Origin of the sequence: Porphyromonas sp. COT-108 OH1349 (assembly GCF_000768755.1) — a bacterium.
Taxonomy (GTDB): Bacteria; Bacteroidota; Bacteroidia; order Bacteroidales; family Porphyromonadaceae; genus Porphyromonas_A; species Porphyromonas_A canoris.
Genome location: NZ_JRAH01000013.1, coordinates 95,059 through 113,211, shown reverse-complemented (window position 1 = coordinate 113,211; position 18,153 = coordinate 95,059). Strand labels below are relative to the sequence as shown.

16 protein-coding genes are annotated in these 18,153 nt (G+C 46.0%); 7 read left to right on the top strand and 9 right to left on the bottom strand.

The features are described 5' to 3' along the window. Positions 1-580: 580 nt before the first annotated feature. The 4 genes from rplM to tsf all read left to right on the top strand — a co-directional run bounded on the left by rplM (position 581) and on the right by tsf (position 3,445). Positions 581-1,036 (top strand): 50S ribosomal protein L13, encoded by a 456-nt coding sequence (rplM, locus tag JT26_RS02470; protein ID WP_036791587.1) that lies wholly within the window; start codon positions 581-583, stop codon positions 1,034-1,036. A gap of 2 nt (positions 1,037-1,038) precedes the next feature. Continuing rightward, a complete protein-coding gene (rpsI, locus tag JT26_RS02465) occupies positions 1,039-1,425 on the top strand; it encodes a 30S ribosomal protein S9 (RefSeq protein ID WP_036791584.1) in 387 nt (128 codons plus the stop codon). Between the two features lie 158 nt (positions 1,426-1,583). Further along, entirely contained in the window at positions 1,584-2,432 is an 849-nt protein-coding gene (rpsB, locus tag JT26_RS02460) for a 30S ribosomal protein S2 (protein ID WP_036792721.1), read from the top strand. A 188-nt stretch (positions 2,433-2,620) separates the two neighbouring features. Then, positions 2,621-3,445, top strand: coding sequence for a translation elongation factor Ts (gene tsf, locus JT26_RS02455; RefSeq protein WP_036791581.1), 825 nt, complete (start codon positions 2,621-2,623; stop codon positions 3,443-3,445). A gap of 438 nt (positions 3,446-3,883) precedes the next feature. Here the strand turns inward: tsf and JT26_RS02445 are convergent, their stop codons facing one another. The 8 genes from JT26_RS02445 to JT26_RS02410 all read right to left on the bottom strand — a co-directional run bounded on the left by JT26_RS02445 (position 3,884) and on the right by JT26_RS02410 (position 10,684). Continuing rightward, on the bottom strand, positions 3,884-4,579 hold the full coding sequence (locus JT26_RS02445; protein WP_052079431.1) for a GNA1162 family protein: 696 nt from the start codon (positions 4,577-4,579) through the stop codon (positions 3,884-3,886). Further along, positions 4,576-4,941 (bottom strand): DUF4810 domain-containing protein, encoded by a 366-nt coding sequence (locus JT26_RS02440; RefSeq protein WP_036845683.1) that lies wholly within the window; start codon positions 4,939-4,941, stop codon positions 4,576-4,578. The genes JT26_RS02445 and JT26_RS02440 overlap by 4 nt, the downstream gene beginning before the upstream one ends. Before the next feature lie 15 nt (positions 4,942-4,956). Then, positions 4,957-5,313 carry a hypothetical protein gene (locus JT26_RS02435; protein WP_036845680.1) on the bottom strand — a complete coding sequence of 119 codons (357 nt, stop codon included), beginning with the start codon at positions 5,311-5,313 and terminating at the stop codon, positions 4,957-4,959. 9 nt (positions 5,314-5,322) lie between these two features. Further along, entirely contained in the window at positions 5,323-6,261 is a 939-nt protein-coding gene (locus tag JT26_RS02430) for a CsgG/HfaB family protein (protein ID WP_036845677.1), read from the bottom strand. A 90-nt stretch (positions 6,262-6,351) separates the two neighbouring features. Continuing rightward, positions 6,352-7,506: a cytochrome d ubiquinol oxidase subunit II gene (locus JT26_RS02425; protein WP_036845675.1), complete on the bottom strand. Its 1,155-nt coding sequence runs from the start codon at positions 7,504-7,506 to the stop codon at positions 6,352-6,354. Positions 7,507-7,539: 33 nt separating this feature from the next. Continuing rightward, positions 7,540-9,102, bottom strand: coding sequence for a cytochrome ubiquinol oxidase subunit I (locus JT26_RS02420; RefSeq protein ID WP_036845672.1), 1,563 nt, complete (start codon positions 9,100-9,102; stop codon positions 7,540-7,542). Between the two features lie 54 nt (positions 9,103-9,156). Next, a complete protein-coding gene (locus JT26_RS02415) occupies positions 9,157-9,396 on the bottom strand; it encodes a DUF4492 domain-containing protein (protein ID WP_036791565.1) in 240 nt (79 codons plus the stop codon). Positions 9,397-10,132: 736 nt separating this feature from the next. Beyond that, on the bottom strand, positions 10,133-10,684 hold the full coding sequence (locus tag JT26_RS02410) for a Fe-S-containing hydro-lyase (RefSeq protein ID WP_036845668.1): 552 nt from the start codon (positions 10,682-10,684) through the stop codon (positions 10,133-10,135). A 209-nt stretch (positions 10,685-10,893) separates the two neighbouring features. On the opposite strand from JT26_RS02410, the gene JT26_RS02405 reads away from it, so the two are divergent. Then, complete coding sequence (locus JT26_RS02405; protein WP_036845664.1) at positions 10,894-13,893, top strand: putative LPS assembly protein LptD; 3,000 nt, start codon at positions 10,894-10,896, stop codon at positions 13,891-13,893. After that, a complete protein-coding gene (locus JT26_RS02400; protein WP_036845661.1) occupies positions 13,853-14,857 on the top strand; it encodes a CPBP family intramembrane glutamic endopeptidase in 1,005 nt (334 codons plus the stop codon). Before JT26_RS02405 ends, JT26_RS02400 begins: the two co-directional genes overlap by 41 nt. A 299-nt stretch (positions 14,858-15,156) precedes the next feature. Here the strand turns inward: JT26_RS02400 and rfbB are convergent, their stop codons facing one another. Then, on the bottom strand, positions 15,157-16,224 hold the full coding sequence (gene rfbB, locus JT26_RS02395; RefSeq protein ID WP_036845656.1) for a dTDP-glucose 4,6-dehydratase: 1,068 nt from the start codon (positions 16,222-16,224) through the stop codon (positions 15,157-15,159). A gap of 136 nt (positions 16,225-16,360) precedes the next feature. Here rfbB and JT26_RS02390 point away from each other — a divergent pair, with 136 nt between their 5' ends. Beyond that, on the top strand, positions 16,361-17,716 hold the full coding sequence (locus JT26_RS02390; protein ID WP_036845653.1) for an MATE family efflux transporter: 1,356 nt from the start codon (positions 16,361-16,363) through the stop codon (positions 17,714-17,716). The last annotated feature ends 437 nt before the right edge of the window (positions 17,717-18,153 follow it).

The following is an 18,153-nucleotide window of genomic DNA, read 5'->3' as shown; positions in this document are numbered from 1 at the left end:
CACCCAAACCTGTAAACGTTTCCTAATAAAGAAATCTTCCTTTTCAGGTGCTTTTTAGGGTAAAAACAGGTAATCGGTTGACATTTAGCGTTTTGATGATTTCGACTAAACACTTTAATCGAATCCGGTAAACGTATTAAATGAAATCAGTAAACGTGTTCATTGAAAAATTAAACACGTTAAGCCGAAACAATATGCTCGTTTAGCGTTTTGGGTGAATATGTGTCAAAAATAATGTTAATAAAACGGGGTGATTTAACAAATTCGGCACCCCTCTGAAAACACCACCTTCAATCAAAATAGAGAGAGCATTTCGAGAGGGGAAGCGATCGGGATGGAATATATAAAAATGAGCAAGAGGAGGTTGAATGAAAAAGGAAGAAAAGGAGGGGAACAGGATCGTATGGCTAATTGAAAAAAAAGTCGTACATTTGCAAGCCGATTATTATCAACCGGGACCCTATGGGTCTCTTTGTATGAACCGTTAGACCGGAGCAGATTTGCACAATGAGTGTGTCCGCTCGATGGCAAGAGAGCAAAGGTCGAACATTTTATTTACCAACAAAAAAGTTTATAGAAAGTGGATACTTTAAGTTTCAAGACCATTTCTGCAAACAAGGCAACTGTGACAAAAGAGTGGGTCGTTGTAGATGCAACAGGCCAATCTCTCGGAAGACTATGCTCTAAGGTAGCAAAGCTACTGCGTGGCAAGTACAAGCCGAACTTCACTCCACACGTTGATTGTGGTGATAACGTTATCGTTATCAATGCAGACAAAGTAGTTCTGACCGGAAACAAATGGACAGGTAGAGAGTACCTATCACACACCGGATACCCGGGAGGACAGAGAGTAACGACTCCAAAACGCCTCATGGATAAGGGTGCGGACAGACTTTTCAGAAAAGTAGTAAAAGGTATGTTGCCTAAGAACCGTCTTGGCGACAAGATTATTAAGAACCTTTATGTGTATAGCGGAGAGGAGCATGCTCATCAAGCTCAACAACCTAAAAGCATAGACATCAACACTCTTAAGTAATTATGGAACAGATAAATGCTATAGGCCGTAGAAAAGCTGCAGTGGCACGTGTTTACGTAAAAGCAGGCAGTGGAAAGATTGTTATCAACAAGAAAGAGCTGGAACGCTATTTCCCTTCTTCTATACTACAATTCGTAGTAAAGCAGCCATTGGCTAAGTTGGAGGCTCTGGACAAGTACGACATCAAAATCAACCTTAAGGGTGGTGGTTTCAAAGGTCAAAGCGAAGCAGCTCGTCTGGCTATCGCAAGAGCTTTGGTGAAGATCAACCCGGAAGACAAACCAGCACTACGTGCAGAAGGATTCATGACTCGCGACCCACGTTCTGTAGAACGTAAAAAACCGGGACAACCTAAAGCTCGTAAGAAATTCCAGTTCAGCAAGCGTTAATATTACGGTACATTTTCCGAATATCAACCTTGGAAAACGAACTATTCAGTACAAAAATTATTTATTCAACCGTTTAGTATCTAAACTTGCAAGACATCGACCGAAAGGCAATCTACTTGCATGTTGAAAGTGTTAAACACAAAAAGAAAGTAAACGCAATGTCAAGAGTAACATTTGACCAACTATTAGAGGCAGGTTCGCACTTCGGACACCTCACAAGAAAGTGGAATCCTGCTATGGCGCCCTATATCTTTATGGAGCGCAACGGTATTCATATAATCGACCTACACAAAACAGTTGCCAAAATAGACGAGGCTGCTGAAGCCTTGAAAAAGATGGCTGCACAAGGCAAAACAATCCTTTTTGTAGCCACAAAGAAGCAAGCCAAAGAGACCGTAGCTCAATACGCTGAGTCTGTAGAGATGCCATACGTAGTAGAAAGATGGCCGGGCGGTATGCTTACCAACTTCCTTACTATCCGCAAGGCTGTAAAGAAGATGGACTCTATAGATAAGATGACAAAGGACGGTACCTTTGACAACCTTTCTAAGAGAGAAAAGCTCCAAGTGGAAAGACAACGCGCAAAGTTGGAACGCACTTTGGGTTCTATCTCAAACATGAGACGTCTTCCTTCCGCTCTATTTGTAATAGACGTTCTTAAAGAGCACATTGCCATACGTGAAGCTCAACGCTTGGGTATTCCTGTATTTGCAATCGTGGATACTAACTCCAATCCCGGAAACATCGACTACGTAATCCCCGCGAATGACGATGCTAAAGACTCTATCAGTGTTATCCTCAATGCAGTTTGCGAGGCTATCAAGGAAGGAAGTCTTGAGCGTAAGATCGAAAAGGCAGACGAGAAAAACGAAGAAGAAGCAACTCCGGTAAAAAGAGAAAGACGCACTCGTAGCGGAGCTCGTAGAGAGCGCACAAAACAAGAAGATAGCGAAGCACTTAACGCTCGCTTGGTAGATAAGTACGCTAAGAACAACGACGAAGAGTAATTTCAGACCCTTTCGCAGCAAAGCTGCAAGACTTAGACACTAAATAATCTTTATGATAGACGTACCTTTTCTACCGCCAACCGAGCAACAGAAAGGTACGTCTATCTTTTTCAAATAACGCTAAGAGCTTCCCCTATGCTCTTACGCAACAAAAACTTAAACGTATAACCCTTAATAATAAAGAGACAATGGCAGTTACAATGGCAGATATCGCCAAGCTCCGCAAAATGAGCGGTGCTGGTATGATGGACTGTAAGAAGGCACTCGAAGAAGCCAACAACGACTTCGACAAAGCGATGGAAATCATCAGAAAGAAAGGTCAGGCTGTGGCAGCAAAACGTTCGGACAGAGAAGCATCGGAAGGTTGCGTTCTCTCTAAAACAGAAAAAGGCTTTGCCGCTATCGTTGCTCTAAAGTGCGAAACAGACTTCGTGGCTAAGAACGAAGAGTTTATTAAACTGACAGAAGCAATACTCGACTGCGCTATGACCAATAAGCCAAAGACAATGGAAGAACTTGCTGCTCTTCCTATGACCGATGGTAGAAGCGTTGCAGAGCATATAACAGATAGAATCGGTGTTACAGGAGAGAAGATGGAGATCGGTTTCTACGAGTTTGTAGAAGCTACCGGCGTATCTTCTTACATCCACCCGGGTAACATGTTGGCTACCATCGTTGGTTTCAACGAAGAGGTAGAGTACCAGGTTGGACGCAACATCGCTATGCAGGTAGCTGCAATGAACCCTGTGGGTATCACTGCAGAAGATGTTCCTGCTAAGATTGTTGAGACAGAAAAAGAGATTGCTCGTGAAAAGGCAATAGAGTCCGGCAAGCCGGAAAACATCATCGACAAGATCGTTGAAGGTTCTCTGCAAAAGTATTTCAAGGAAAACACTCTTCTTTCTCAAGATAATATCAAGGACAACAAGCAGACTGTAGAGCAGTATCTTAAGTCTGAAAGCGCAACTCTTACGGTAACAAACTTCAAGCGCGTTACTTTGAACGTAGAGTAAGCACAGTCTGACATCATAACATCGGTGGCAATACTTCTTGCTCCGATCCTGAAACAAAAAAATCCTCTGCTCTTTCCGAGCGGAGGATTTTTTTGTTTACTATTCTATGCGAACAGCTTTAGAAGTTATGTTATACAGCTTTACTTCTTGTGTTAAACGTGTATAAAATTGGGAACCAAGGTTTGATCGGGACAAATCAAGAGCCGACTGCCACAAATCAAGCCTTAAAGTTCAAGAATCAGACCTCGATTTATAGCAGTGAAAAGGTTTACCAAAACTTCTTACAGTGTATAAATCGTTTTCCAAACAGCTTCAATGAAACTTTCATTCCGGCTTACCTTATAACCATAGAGCAGAGAAAAGGTCTCGTAAACAGAAAACGGGTGTGGCAGAAACCATATCCGCCACACCCGCTAACGTTATTTGCAATCAATTTTACTACCTCACCACGGCAGTGATATGCTTTTCTCTTGCAGGAATATCACCATCTTTTCCATACTCCGGAGAGTATCGTCCGAAAGGCATATCGGCAAGGATAAACCGGTTTGCCTTTCTGGCAGCGACGATCTTATCCGTTACGGCTGTGGAGATAGCACCGGCAAGCAGATCCACCAATCCGTTACCGGAATTGACGCTAAGGTCTACCGTTACATTGGCACTCTTTTGGAAGATGATCTCATCCGTCTTGGCGGACTTCAAGATATACTCCACCTCCACATACATCTGAGATAGAAGACTCGCCTTCTCCCACTTTTTTATTCGGGTGAACAGCACTGCATCCGTTCCGAAAAAGTCAAGAAACGGTTTCATGGAGCCTTCTACAAAAACCTCTGCATCGTTTGCGCTCTCTTGTTGGAGCAGTTCCATCGAGAGAAATGGAGAGAATACGTAGTAGCCTCTCTCTGCCAAAGGCTGTGCAAGAGAGGTGAAGAAAAACTCCTTTGCTTCCACATGATTGGTCTCGTTGATAGGAGGCATGATAAGGATGGAAGCAGGTCGCTCTTCGTACATCTTCGGATAAGCGGTGCGTCTGGTAGTGGTGGTAACGCTGCAGGAGAGCATCAGCCAAGCCATCATGAGCAGTGCGGAGGCTCTTGCCATCCGCTTCGGAGAGAGGGTTATATGCTTTTTCATCTCTTCTTGTACTGTTCTACGATTCTACTTATATACTTCTTGCTCTCCGGGTATAGCTCCATCTCTTTTTCAAACATCTCTATCCCCTCCTCCACCTTATTCTGCTTGATGAGTACAAGAGCATACTCAGCATATATTCCGGGCGGCACTGTCCGACGAGATCCAAGCTGTCTCTCTATGATCTTTTTGTAGGTTGCGATCAGGGCATTCGTATCTTCTTCGGAGCGTGTCTTCATTGCCCTGTAAGAGGCATCCTCATAAGAGTACCAGCTGTAAAGGGCTCTCGATGCCTCGCAAGAGGATAGCAGAAGCACCGTTCCTGCCACGCCTGCCATGAGAGCCGGCATTTTCTTTGTCTTCATTTCGTTCGGCGGAGATTAAGGGAGCAATACGGTCTTGGAGCTTTGGGCTGAAACAAAGATTTGAAGCTCTTTGATCACCCTGCCGGAAGAAAGTGCACGCAACACCAACGTGTGTCTTCCGGGCTTGATGGCTATTCCGGCTTTTTTCTTGCCCACGTGCTTCTCTTTGAGAACCTCGACATTGCCCACGTGAACGCCATCCACCTCTACAACAACCGTCTCTCCCACATAGTTTTGAGCCGCAGCCACCACGACGTATGCCACATCGGCACGTCCGCCATGTATGGAAGAGGTAGAGCCGCAACCCGATAAACCCAATGCTGCCACTGCTACGAAAAGAGTGGCAAAAAGAAGTCTTATACTTTTCATCATCTTTGATATTTACTCTTTATCCTGTTCCTGAACGTAATATTTATCGAGGGAGTTGAAGTCGAATGCGCCCTCCACGATGGTTACAATGGCAAACTCCGTCATCGGCGTATCTCCTGCAACCATCTCCACCTTTATAACGGCTGTCTTCTTGCCCGGAAGCTCGAACTCCACACCCGTTTGAGGGTTCTTGACTCTCTTACCACGAGTATAGACATCAAACTTATCGTTCACCTTCAGACCCTGAGAAGCTCCGCCGGCAATAACGATGGCTTCGTTGTCCGCACTGATGAGATAGGTCTTCCAAGGCTTATCGGTACACTTGTTGATGATGTTCTCGACCAACTGATCTATGGCTCCGGATATTGCCTTGTCGCTAAGAGTGGCATCGTATCCGGCTTTCCCTCCAAATCCGAGCGTGGTCTTGGCTGTGGTTTCTGCGTACCCCTTGCCCTCTTCGGAGTAGATCACCATTCCTGTGGAGACGTCCACAATCCTGATACTTACGCCTGCCTCCACGATCTGACTCTTTTCGTTGGAAAACACCCCATCTTTACCGGTTACTTTACGACCAAACTCCGTGATGGAACCAAGTATCAGATAGTCCGCCCCAATCTTATGAGAGATGTTTCCCTTCTCTATCTCCGCCTGCACTTTGTCTATATCGGAGCGTTCGAGTAAGATGAACTTTTCGGAAGCCGTGAGCTTTGTGCTGAGGATGTCGAGCGCTTGCTTCGCCATGGGATCGTTCTCACGATTGTAGAAGATGCCCTTGCCGTACTGCGTTTCATTGGAAAAACGACCGATGGCAACCTTCCACTTGAGGCTTCTTTCCGGCTTTTCCATACTCTTTTCACGGGTTGTCTCCTGCACTTGTGCCGCAAGAGGCATTATACTGCTCCCGAACATGGGGATCAACATCAGTGATACCCACAAGACTAATTTCTTCATGATATTATCGGTATAAAAGTTAAGTGGGAATATACAGCGGTCTGCATATTCCCTGCTTGGTAAAAAACTTAAACGTTTACTGTTTCAACATCAATAGATATGAGCGTCTTTGTCTTTCATCTCATCCTTTGTGATCTTGTGGAAGTCCAGCTGTCTCCATGCGTAGAAGATGTACGCAAAGACAAAAGGAACCGCTATGGAAACATAAGCCATCACTTTCAGAGTGAACTCCGATGACGAACTATTGCCCAAATGAAGCGAGCTTTGACGATTCGCCAAAGAGGGATAATAGGCTGTATTGTTCCATCCGGCAAGCAAGAAAAGAACGAGCACCGTCAGCACCACACCCACTCCCTGATACCAGATACCCTTGTTGAAGCTCTTATCAAGTGCAGAACGACCGATGCCGTAAAGCACCAAGACCACTCCGATAAGGAGAGCAACGATCAAGGCAGGTAGGTCCAACAGGTTGTGAAGATACTTATACTCTTCGGGTTTAACAACTCCCGTCGTCGGATCCACAGCCCATCCTGTCGTTGTAAGAAGGAATGCAAGGAATGCAAGGAACGTGGCAAGGAAGATGACTGCATTGGGCAAGATGCTCTTGCGAGCACGAGCACGGAGAGCGTCATCGTCGATATTGTTGATGAAATAAAGCAATCCCGTAACGCGTGAAAGGAACAGCACCGCAATACCAAGGATGATATTCCATGGGGAACTCCAGATCGCCTCTATTCCATGAAAGCTATTGGTCCAGTAGGAAATGGTCGAGTTACCGATATTAACAAGATTACCCTTTTCCACTATAAAGTTTGCTCCGGTAAAGAATGTACCCACAGCAGTACCGATAAGCAATGGTCCCATAACGCCATTGATGAACAGGAAGATCTGGAAAGTCTTAGATCCCCAGACATTACCCCGCTTGTTCTGATACTCATACGATACCGCCTGAATCACAAAACAGAGCAAGATGAGACTCCAAACCCAATACGCACCACCAAAACTTGTGGAGTAGAACAGAGGGAAAGAGGCAAAAAACGCTCCTCCGAAAGTTACCAACGTAGTAAATGTAAACTCCCACTTGCGTCCGACAGAGTTAATCAGCATACGTCTGTTGATAGGTTCTTTGCCTATCGTGAATATGAACGACTGCCCACCTTGAACGAACATAAGGAAGACAAGAAGTGCTGCAAGAAGCGAGATTACAAGCCACCAATAGTGTTGAAGAAATATATAAGAATCCATATTAGTCCTTTTTTCTGAATGATACGATAGGGTTTACTTGTTCTCTTGCTTATCTTCCAAGTTTGGTCCTTGCTTTATCGCCTTGAACATGATACCGAGTTCGGCAATGAGCAAGATACTGAAAAGGACAAGGAAGAGCGTAAACGTAACCTGAACAGATGTGGTAGAGAGTTTGGATACTGCGGCTTTCACCGGCAAGATATCCTGTATCGCCCAAGGCTGTCTTCCCAGTTCGGCTACGATCCATCCTGCTTGAGAGCAGAGATAAACCAAAGGAACGGAAATGATGGCTGCGTATCCGTACCACTTCACATGCTGCAAACGATTCTTCCGAATCATCCACAAAGAGAATGCAAACAGCAACAGGAACACAAATCCGAGTGTTACCATCACACGGAAGCTGTAATACAACAACGGAACATGTGGGATAAGCTCACTCGGAGAGTCGAAATAGCCATATCCGAAATGCTTGAAGTTCTCTTCCAAAACAGCTCTATGCTCTGCCGCAGCGGCATCATCACGCTTTGCTTTTGCCTCTTTGTAGTGAGCCAAAGCGGTGATAGCCATCTTGCCTCTCTCTATACGTTCTGCCGCGGACGGGATCACCTCTCCGGTGTTGGAGGTATATCCTTCTATAATATCCTTAATGCCCGGAACGTAGCCGGAAGCAGTATGTGTACCGAGAATGGAGAGTCCGTAAGGTATCTCTATATTGAAAAGGAAGGGATCCACATTATCGTTATAAGCTTTCTTGTTCGGATTTACGATTCCAACGGCACTGAGAGGCGCTTCGGTACGACCTTCATAATAGTTTTCCATGGCTGCCAACTTCATCGGCTGGTATGTTCCGACCTGAACAGCGGATGTATGACCGGTGATAACGGTAAGAATCACAGCCAATGAACCGAACCACGAAGCGATGCGGATGCTCTCTATCGCAAAACGTTGCTGACGCTTGCGAAGAAGATACCAGCCCGAAATACCCACTACAACAATAGCACCCAATATCCAGGAAGATATAACGGTGTGCAAGAACTTGAACACTGCAACAGGCGAAAGTGCCACAGCCCAGAAGTCGAGCATCTCATTGCGGAAAGTATCGGGATTGAAGTGCATCCCCACAGGGTATTGCATCCAGGCATTAGCCACCAAAATCCAGTAGGCGGAGAGCGTTGCTCCTATGATGGTAAGCCATGTGGAAGCGAGGTGAAACCGCTTGGAGACCTTGTCCCAACCGAAGAACATAACGGCAATAAAGGTAGCTTCCATGAAGAAAGCAAAGATCCCTTCAATAGCCAAAGGCGCTCCGAAGATGTCTCCTACGAGCCAAGAATAGTTGCTCCAGTTTGTACCGAACTGAAATTCCAGGATAAGCCCGGTAGCAACCCCGATAGCGAAATTGATTCCAAAGATTTTTTGCCAAAACTTGGCGGTTTCTTTCCAAAAGTTGTCTCCGCTTCTGTAATACTTCGTCTCGGCAATAGCCATGACAACACCCATACCCAAAGTGAGCGGAACAAACAACCAGTGATAAATGGCAGTAAGAGCAAACTGAGCCCTTGACCAGTCTATCAATGATGTGTCTATCATTTCCATAAATTAAAATATATTAAATTGATTACTATTAGTCCTTCTGATTCCGTGTCATCATCACCGTCTGTTGATAACCTCTTCGGTTACAAACTTGGCTTTTTCCTCAGGAGTCTCTGCTTTTCCGGATAGATAATTGGGGAAGAAAAACAGTTTAAGCACAAAAAACATGATGAACAGCTTGATTCCGATAATCATCCACAGGGTCTTGCCTAAGGTCATGTTTCGGAACCCATCCACATAAAACCGATACACGCGAGTGAAAATATTTCTTTGCTTTGCCTCTCTCTCTTTTTTCATTCTTTGTTTAAGCTATTGTTAGAACACAAGTGCTAATTTATAAATACTCCACCATTCCTCCAAATATTAGTGCCCTGATATTCTGCTTTTTCGCTATTATTTGACCTTCCATCCCTGCCATCGGATGCTTTAGTTGTTGCCACTCTCTATTTCAGCCCCAATGGTTAAAGGCAAAAATGCTTTTTTCGGCACACCCAGACCACCATATTTTCTCTCCGAATCTACTCCTTTTTCCGGCAAAAAGGATGGGAGTAGGGATGGGATGTTTTATATAAAAATGGAGTCCGGGAAAGTTGCCGGATGATGCTGGTTGTCAAATCCGTTTTCAAGCCACTCCGATGAGAGAAAAGAGCAACACACTAACAATCAGTAGGATATAAAAATCTCGTTTTCGGGCACAACTCTCCTCTCGATCGGTTTCACACGTTAATCGAATCCGGTAAACGTGTTTAATGAAATCGGTAAACGTGTTCATTGAAAAATTAAACACGTTAAGCCGAAAGAATATGCTCGTTTAGCTTTTTTGCTTAACAAGTATCGAAATTTATATTAATAAAATAGGGCAAATTTAACAGTTCGGTCGCGCTCTGAAAACACCCCTTCCGAGCAAGATAGAGAGCGAGAAAAAAGTGAGCATTTTTCGGGATGGAATATATAAAAATAAGATCCCCGAAAAGGAGAAATCACACTCACTTTTCGGGGATCCGTATTGCCTTAAATCTTTCGGCTCGTAGGGTTACTCTTGTGCATATTCTGCCATTCCCTGCTCGTAGCTGTTGTTGCCACGAGAGTCTATTGCCACTATCACGGGAAGCTCTTCCACGTAAAGTTCTCTAATGGCTTCCGGTCCGAGATCTTCAAAGGCAATCACTTTGGCACTCTTTACACTCTTTCCCATCAGTGCAGCCGCACCGCCTATTGCAGCGAAATAGACACCGGTATACTTCTTCATGGCATCCACCACAGAGTGATGACGAGATCCTTTGCCTATCATCACCTTGAGACCTTTGGAGATCAGGAGTGGAGAGTAAGCATCCATACGTCCGCCGGTGGTAGGACCTACCGAACCGATCGGCTGCCCCGGCTTGGCAGGACATGGACCTGCATAGTAGACGGCTTGCCCGTTAAAGTCGAACGGCATATCTTCTCCCCGATCTATCATCTCGCATAAACGCTGATGAGCAGCATCGCGTGCCGTGTAAATAGTCCCTGTAATGTAGTACATCTCTCCTGCTTTCAGGGATGCCAGAAGAGCGTCCGTAAACGGAGGTTCTATAATCTTCTTCATCGCTTTGATATATTGCCGGGTGCGTCGTACACCCTTTGGTTTCCATATATAACCCATTGCGCCCCGGAGCTATCTCACGATATCTCGCACCCAATGTCTTATCGCAGGAACAAAGGTACAATTTATCCCTCAGAGGATAACCGTAGGAGGAGACACTTTTTTTTCCTACTTTTGTGGTTGCATCTTTATACGGCAGCACAAGGTTACCCATGAACAAAGGCACACCATATATCATCTTGGTAGGTTGTATAGTCCTCGCTCTTACGCTTCTCTCCATTCCGGCAAGAGGAGCAAAGGGAAAAGAGGGCAGGCCTTATACATCCTATCGCTGGGAAGATAGTGTAAAGCAGGAGGACACAATGGCAAAGATCACGGCTCGCAAAGCGGACTCTCTGCCCGTTAAAGCCATAGAAGGCGACTCCTCTGCACGGCAGACCGCTCCGAAAGACAGCCTCCCGAAGATCTCTGTGGCAAAAGATAGCACGGGATCATCGGCTAAAGAGAAAAAAGATAGCGTGGCAGCCGGGAAAGCCGTATCTACCCGAAAGAAGAGAGGACCTCGTCCGCAGAGTGCTCCATCCGATACCACCGAGCAGTCCGAAGAGACATTCACGGCTCCGATAGAGTTTGAGGCATCGGACTCCACGATAGTATTTCCTAAAAAGAACATGGCTCGTCTGTACGGTAACGCGCAGGTGAAATACACCGAACAGGAGCTAACCGGAGACTATATCCGTATGCTCATGGACAGTGCCTCGGTCTACGCCACGTACAGAGACGTTCCCGACTCCGTGAAAACCAATACGGAGATCAACTATCCTAAGTTCAAAGATGGCGAGCAGAACTATGAAGCCAAGACAATGAACTACAACTTCCGTAGCAAAAAAGGGTACACGACAGACATCGTAACCCAACAAGGCGAAGGCTTCATCATCGCAAAGAAAACCAAGAAGCGGGAAGACGGCAGTATGTTCATGCAGGGAGCAGAGTACACAACCTGCGACAATCATGACCATCCTCACTTCTACGTCTCCATCACAAACTCCAAAGTGAGACCTCAGAAGAACCTCATCTCCGGACCGTTGTACCTTGTCATCGCAGACGTTCCGCTTCCGCTGTTTCTTCCGTTCGGGTTCTTCCCGTTCTCCAAATCGTATGCAAGCGGTATCATCATGCCCTCTCCGGGAGAAGACTCAGAGCTTGGATTCTATATGCGAAACGGGGGATACTACTGGGCTATCAACGATTACGTGGATCTCCAAGTAACGGGAGACATCTACTCGTTAGGCTCTTGGGCTGTGAATGCACAGTCCAACTATGCCAAGCGATACAGATACTCCGGCAGCTTCGACGCAAGCTATCTCAACACCGTACGTGGAGACAAGCTCTCAGGAGACTATAACAAGATCAACAACTTCCGTATATCTTGGCAGCACAGACAGGATGCCAAAGCGAATCCATACCGTACACTGAGTGCAAACGTCAACTTCTCGACCTCCACCTATAACCATAACAATCTGGATGCGCTGTATAATCAGGCAAGAATGGGAGAGAATACGAAAAGCTCCAGTATCAGTTTCACGCAACGTTTTCCCAATAGTCCCATCACCATAAGCGGGTCTATGGATATTGCTCAACGCTCGCAGGACAGTACCATATCGCTTACACTGCCCAACATATCCATAAGTATGAGCCGTATCTATCCGTTCAAGCGCAAAAAGCCGATAGGGAAAGAACGTTGGTACGAAAAGATTCAGCTCTCTTACGATGGTCGCATACGCAACTCGATCACCACGAAGGAGAATAAACTGTTCCAGTCCAGCCTGGTGAAGGATTGGAACAACAGCTTCGAGCATTCCATTCCGATAAGTGCATCATTCGACTTGTTCGATTACATTAAGATCAGTCCCTCCTTCAGCTATAAGGAGCGTTGGTTTACAAGAAGGATAGAAAAAGCATTCGATCCGGCTAAACAACGTGTCGTGGTATCCGATACAACGTATGGTTTCAATCGTGTTTACGACTTCAACACTTCGATATCCGCCTCCACAACGATATACGGATTTTGGAAGCCTCTTCCGTTCTTGGGCAAAAAGCTGGATATGATACGGCACAGGCTCGAACCCTCTATCTCTTTCTCCTGGCACCCGGATTTCGGAGATCCGTTCTTTGGATTTTGGAAACCTATACGCTATCAGACTCCGGATGGTAAGCAGATGGAGGAGTTTTATTCGCCATTTGAAGGACAGGGTGTTCCCAATAGAGGAAAGTTCGGAGGCATAAGTTTCAATCTCTCTCAAAATATTGAAGCGAAACTGCGAGACAGCAAAGACTCCACCTCTTTCTATAAACGAAGCATCATAGATAACCTGTCTACCGGAATAAGTTATAATATGGCAGCGGATTCGCTAAACTGGAGCGACATCAATGCCTCAATAGCTTTAAGGTTTACAAATACCATAGCTCTCCGTCTCGGTGGTAGCTTTGAGACTTATCTCTACGACTATGAAAAGAATGGAGATAATATCCGTCCGTACAAGACGAATAAGCTACGTATCCTCAATGGTAAAGGCTTTGGGCGTTTCAGGGGAACCAGTACTTCGTTCTCTTACAACCTGAATCAGGATACGTTCAAAAGTATTGCCGACTTCTTCTCCGGCAAGAAAAAGGACAAAGATGACGGAGATAAAAAGGGAGAGAGCGGCAGTTCGAGCTCCCGTGAAAGCGGTATGGACAGCATGGGATCGGGTATGGGTCGAGGTCAGGAACAGGATGGTTCTCTCAAGCGATCACGCTCCAACGATCTGGGCGAATACGACTCCAACGGCTATCTGAAGAGTGATATGAAGTGGAATCTCGGCTTCAACTACTCCATCAGCCTCGGTTACAGCAACGAGTTCGATACTCGGATCAAAGAGTTTAAGTATCAACTCCGGCACGACCTCTCGCTTAACGGACAGTTTAACCCGACCAAGAACTGGAACTTCAACTTCTCGGCGAACTACAATTTCGAGTTGAAGAAGATCACCAACATGTCTTGCAACATCACGAGAGACCTTCACTGTTGGTCGCTTACAGCAAGTTTCATTCCGATAGGGCCGTATAAATCGTACAACTTTACCATTCAAGTAAAATCAAGTCTATTACAAGATCTAAAATATAAACAGAGTGACACCCCAAAATTCAACACCGCAGAATCCTGGTATTAACCCGGATGAACAACTTCCTATTCAGCAAGAAGAACATCTTTATACCATTTATCCTCCCACTCCTTACCCGAAAAACAAAAACCTTGCACCCGTATGGGTGGCATTGGTTACACTTGTAGGAGTTTATCTGATACTTACTTTCCTCGCTGCTCCACTCATAGTCGGGCTGGATTTTATACTCATGGCGAGTATAACCTCAACCCTGTTGGACAATATCATTGTAGCTATCGGTTCTTTCCTTTTGCCCGCAATTGCCCTGAACTATCTTCACCTTAAAGGCTATGGCAATAAGATATTCACCGCCAAGCATGAACAGAAAAAGGGGATGCTTCGGACGGTAATCGCCGCCATAGCCTTAACGATTATTATATCCACTCTTCTGGCTCAAACGATAGAGAAGATCCCTATTCCCGAATCGCTTAAAGCCATACAAGAGTTTTTATCGGAGCCGAATAAGCTGATCTCCGAAATGGCATCAGCGGCCAAGAAGAGCCCTTTTGCCGTGGATCATATTATGTTTTTTGTACTCATTGTAGTACTGGCAGCAGTGGGAGAAGAGTTCTTCTTCAGAGGGATATTGCAGGGTTACTTATATAAAAAGAGCGGAAGAGTACACATGGCTGTCTGGGTTACGGCTGTCATTTTCAGCATCGGGCATCTCGAATATGTAGGTTTCCTCTCTCGTATATTACTCGGAGCCGTTGCGGGCTATACGGCTGTGTACGGTTCTCTGCTCCTTGCCATTCTGGTGCATGCCATCAATAACTTTATCGCATGGATGGCTCTCTATACTTTACCGGAAGATTTCGACTTCTCACCTCTACCGGAACAGCCTCTCCTCTACTACTCTCTACTGGTCGTGGCGGCTATAATATTGATGTTCCCTCTATACCGAGTGATCAAGCGAATGCAAAGAATATCGCATGATTCTTGCATTTCCGGGAAAGAAAAAGTAATTTTGTAGTACAAAGAGGTCATAGATAAACCCTTAGGGGTAAAATATAAGCTGCGTCGGGCGATCGGGAAACTCATCAATTATTACAAATTCCGAGATAAGCAGTATATCGTAATGGCGGGCCGCACCTTCGGGCATTGCTTGCAATGATAACAGCGGATTACAAAGCGTTTACTGCCCTCAAATCCTATCTTTCGGAGTTTTTACGTTATCCTCCGGCGTGGCTTTTTTATATACCAAAGGGGTGTACCGAGTCTCGGACTTGGTACACCCCTTTGTTGTATTGCGTGCGAAGGTTCGCCCACCTACTATATGTGATCTCCGTACATTCGTCGGATATAGTTCTGATACTCTCCGGATGTTATGTTGCGTAGCCATTCGGTCTGCTCCAGATACCACTCCACCGTATAGGCGATGGCTTCCTCGAAAGAGACGGAAGCACTCCACCCCAGCTCTCTTTGCAGCTTTGAGGAGTCTATTGCATATCTGGTATCGTGCCCCAACCTGTCGGGGACGTGAGTAATCAAGCCGAGCGACTCACCCTCTGCTCTTCCGAGCTTACGATCGACCAGAGCAACAAGAAGCCGAACCAGCTCTATGTTGGTCTTTTCATTCCCTCCGCCGATGTTGTATGTACTTCCGGGTTTTGCGCTGTGCAGTATCAAGTCCAACGCCTTGACATGATCCACCACAAAGAGCCAATCCCTTATCTGCTGTCCGTCACCATAGACAGGGATCTTCTTCTGCTCGACAATGTTATTGATCACAAGGGGGATAAGCTTTTCCGGAAACTGGTATGGTCCGTAGTTGTTACTGCAATTGGATATTGCCACAGGCAGACCATAAGTGTCTGCATAAGCACGGACGAAATGGTCGGAAGAGGCTTTGCTGGCAGAGTAAGGAGAGTGAGGCTCATACCTGTTCTCCTCCGAAAAAGCAGGATCCGACGGCAACAGCGAGCCGTAAACCTCATCTGTGGAGACGTGCAGAAAGAGACGGGAAGCATCCTTAATATCTTTCCACGCTTTGCGAGCGGCGTTCAGAAGCGTTACCGTTCCCAGAACATTTGTCCGGACGAATGCCAACGGGTCATGAATACTTCTGTCTACATGGCTTTCGGCAGCCATATTCACCACATGAGTGATGCCGTACCGGTCAAACAAGCTGTCAAGCAGCGAAGCATCCTCTATACTTCCATGTACGAAAGTGAGATTGGGCTGCTGCAACAGCGGCTCTATGTTCTGTAAATTTCCTGCATAGGTGAGAAGATCCAAACATACAAAATGATACCCCGGATATTTGGGTATCATGTAGTGCAGAAAATTGGATCCGATAAATCCGGCTCCACCCGTAAGGAGAATAGTCTTCTTGTCCATATTCCAAAGTTAAGCATTATCTTTGCATCCGCATATAGAACGAGCTATTTGGCAAAGCCCTTTTGCCGTGATGCTTTTCCGGCTCCGATGGTCAGAGCCGCCTGTTCTACAGTTATTCCTAACATTGCAAGAGAGAATGTCTGGTCCGAGCAAGCTAAAAGAGAAAGATCTCACAACCGGAGACAATATCGCTTCACAAATCGTACGTTTGGCTCTACCCATATTGGGTACATCTTTCGTACAGATGCTCTACAACTTTACGGACATGGCTTGGCTGGGGCGTCTCAGCAGCGAAGCAGTATCTGCTGTCGGGGCTGTGGCTCTCTATGGTTGGCTGGCAGGCTCTTTGGGACTGCTGACAAAGGTCGGAAGCGAAATCACGATAGCTTACTTCCTTGGCAAAAAGGAGTTCAAAACCGCCTCTCACTACGCCTCTACGAACAGTACCATAGCTTTCTTGTCGGGAGCGTTGGTAACGATTCTCTTCCTTCTCTTCACTCCCCCCCTTCTATCCATATACACTCTCGGAGACAGCATAGCCCGGACGGCTGCCGAGTACATGAGGATATACTCTCTCGGATTTCCGTTTTTCTTCATGACGTATGCCTTTACCGGTGCTTACAACGCTTGCGGACACAGCAAACGTCCGTTCATGATCAACTCCATAGGGCTTATAGCGAACATCATTTTAGACCCGATATTCATCTTTGTACTCGATCTCAAGACCGATGGAGCGGCTTATGCCACCATCATTTCCGAGATCTTGGTTTGGGTTCTCTTCTACTACTTCCTCCGCGAGCGGGATCACTTGCTCGGACGCTTCCCTTTCGTCACCAAGCTGAAGTGGGAAACCTGCCGGCGCATCATTAAGATAGGAGCTCCTCCATCGGCTCAGAGTGCGCTGTTTGCCTTCATCAACATGTATATGGGTCGCATTGCCTCTCTTACGGCAGGGCATATAGGGGTTCTCTCCATCACTTCCGGCGGACAGATCGAGGGTATCACTTGGAACACGGCACAAGGCTTCTCTACCGCTTTGGGGGCATTTATCTCCCAAAATTATGCGGCTCAGGCGATGGATAGAGTGAAAAAAGCGTTCCGCTCCACACTGATCATAACCTCCCTGTTCGGGGTGTTCACCACCATTCTGTACGTCTTCTTCGGAGAAGAGATCTTTGCGATAATAGTCCCCGACCCTGTTGCGTACATTGCCGGAGGGGTCTATCTGAGGATCAACGGCTTCTCGCAGCTCTTCATTATGCTGGAAATCACAACGCAGGGATTCTTTCACGGCATCGGGCGAAGCACGATACCTGCCGCCGTGAGTATCTTTGGCAATCTTGTCCGTATCCCGTTGGCATATACCATTCTCTACTTCTATCCGAGCATAGAGGGCTTATGGTACGCCATAGCGATCTCCACTACACTCAAAGGGCTAACCCTCTTCTACATCCATCTCAGAGTGCAACGCTCTCTTGTTGCACCCGAATAAACGCTCCTTTTTCCTGCTTCCCGGAGGGACTCTAACGCCATGACATCTGACGTGTTGTGTGGAAAGAAATGCGTCCGAATGCTTTTACAACATCTCCTGAACGGGATAAAAAGCTTCTCTGATGCTTTATGAAATGAGAAATCGAGGCTTGATTGGTGTGGTTCAAGATTTGATTTGTGCGGTTCAGGGCTTGATTTATAAAAATCAAGAGTCGGTTTTCACCAATCGCGCTTTGAATGAAAGTTGTCGATAGGTTTAGCGGAACTATTTAACAGGTATAGCCACTCTTTTATACCGCTTTATCCTCTGTTCCAAACAGCCTTTCGAGATTCGGACTATATATAAAAACCCCATCTTACGCTTCTCTGTCGGATGTACACAAGGTACAAGAAGTATAAGATGGGGCTTTTTGTATCGAGCTTCTAAAAGCTCATCGG

What these genes read in the sequence shown, in the direction of transcription:
- JT26_RS02390 (WP_036845653.1), top strand. Translation starts at nt 16,361, where the DNA reads ATGTCTGGTCCGAGCAAGCTAAAAGAGAAAGATCTCACAACCGGAGAC.
- rpsB (WP_036792721.1), top strand. Translation starts at nt 1,584, where the DNA reads ATGTCAAGAGTAACATTTGACCAACTATTAGAGGCAGGTTCGCACTTC.
- JT26_RS02435 (WP_036845680.1), bottom strand. Translation starts at nt 5,313, where the DNA reads ATGATGAAAAGTATAAGACTTCTTTTTGCCACTCTTTTCGTAGCAGTG.
- tsf (WP_036791581.1), top strand. Translation starts at nt 2,621, where the DNA reads ATGGCAGTTACAATGGCAGATATCGCCAAGCTCCGCAAAATGAGCGGT.
- JT26_RS02415 (WP_036791565.1), bottom strand. Translation starts at nt 9,396, where the DNA reads ATGAAAAAAGAGAGAGAGGCAAAGCAAAGAAATATTTTCACTCGCGTG.
- JT26_RS02420 (WP_036845672.1), bottom strand. Translation starts at nt 9,102, where the DNA reads ATGGAAATGATAGACACATCATTGATAGACTGGTCAAGGGCTCAGTTT.
- JT26_RS02440 (WP_036845683.1), bottom strand. Translation starts at nt 4,941, where the DNA reads ATGAAGACAAAGAAAATGCCGGCTCTCATGGCAGGCGTGGCAGGAACG.
- JT26_RS02445 (WP_052079431.1), bottom strand. Translation starts at nt 4,579, where the DNA reads ATGAAAAAGCATATAACCCTCTCTCCGAAGCGGATGGCAAGAGCCTCC.
- JT26_RS02430 (WP_036845677.1), bottom strand. Translation starts at nt 6,261, where the DNA reads ATGAAGAAATTAGTCTTGTGGGTATCACTGATGTTGATCCCCATGTTC.
- JT26_RS02410 (WP_036845668.1), bottom strand. Translation starts at nt 10,684, where the DNA reads ATGAAGAAGATTATAGAACCTCCGTTTACGGACGCTCTTCTGGCATCC.
- JT26_RS02425 (WP_036845675.1), bottom strand. Translation starts at nt 7,506, where the DNA reads ATGGATTCTTATATATTTCTTCAACACTATTGGTGGCTTGTAATCTCG.
- rfbB (WP_036845656.1), bottom strand. Translation starts at nt 16,224, where the DNA reads ATGGACAAGAAGACTATTCTCCTTACGGGTGGAGCCGGATTTATCGGA.
- JT26_RS02405 (WP_036845664.1), top strand. Translation starts at nt 10,894, where the DNA reads ATGAACAAAGGCACACCATATATCATCTTGGTAGGTTGTATAGTCCTC.
- rpsI (WP_036791584.1), top strand. Translation starts at nt 1,039, where the DNA reads ATGGAACAGATAAATGCTATAGGCCGTAGAAAAGCTGCAGTGGCACGT.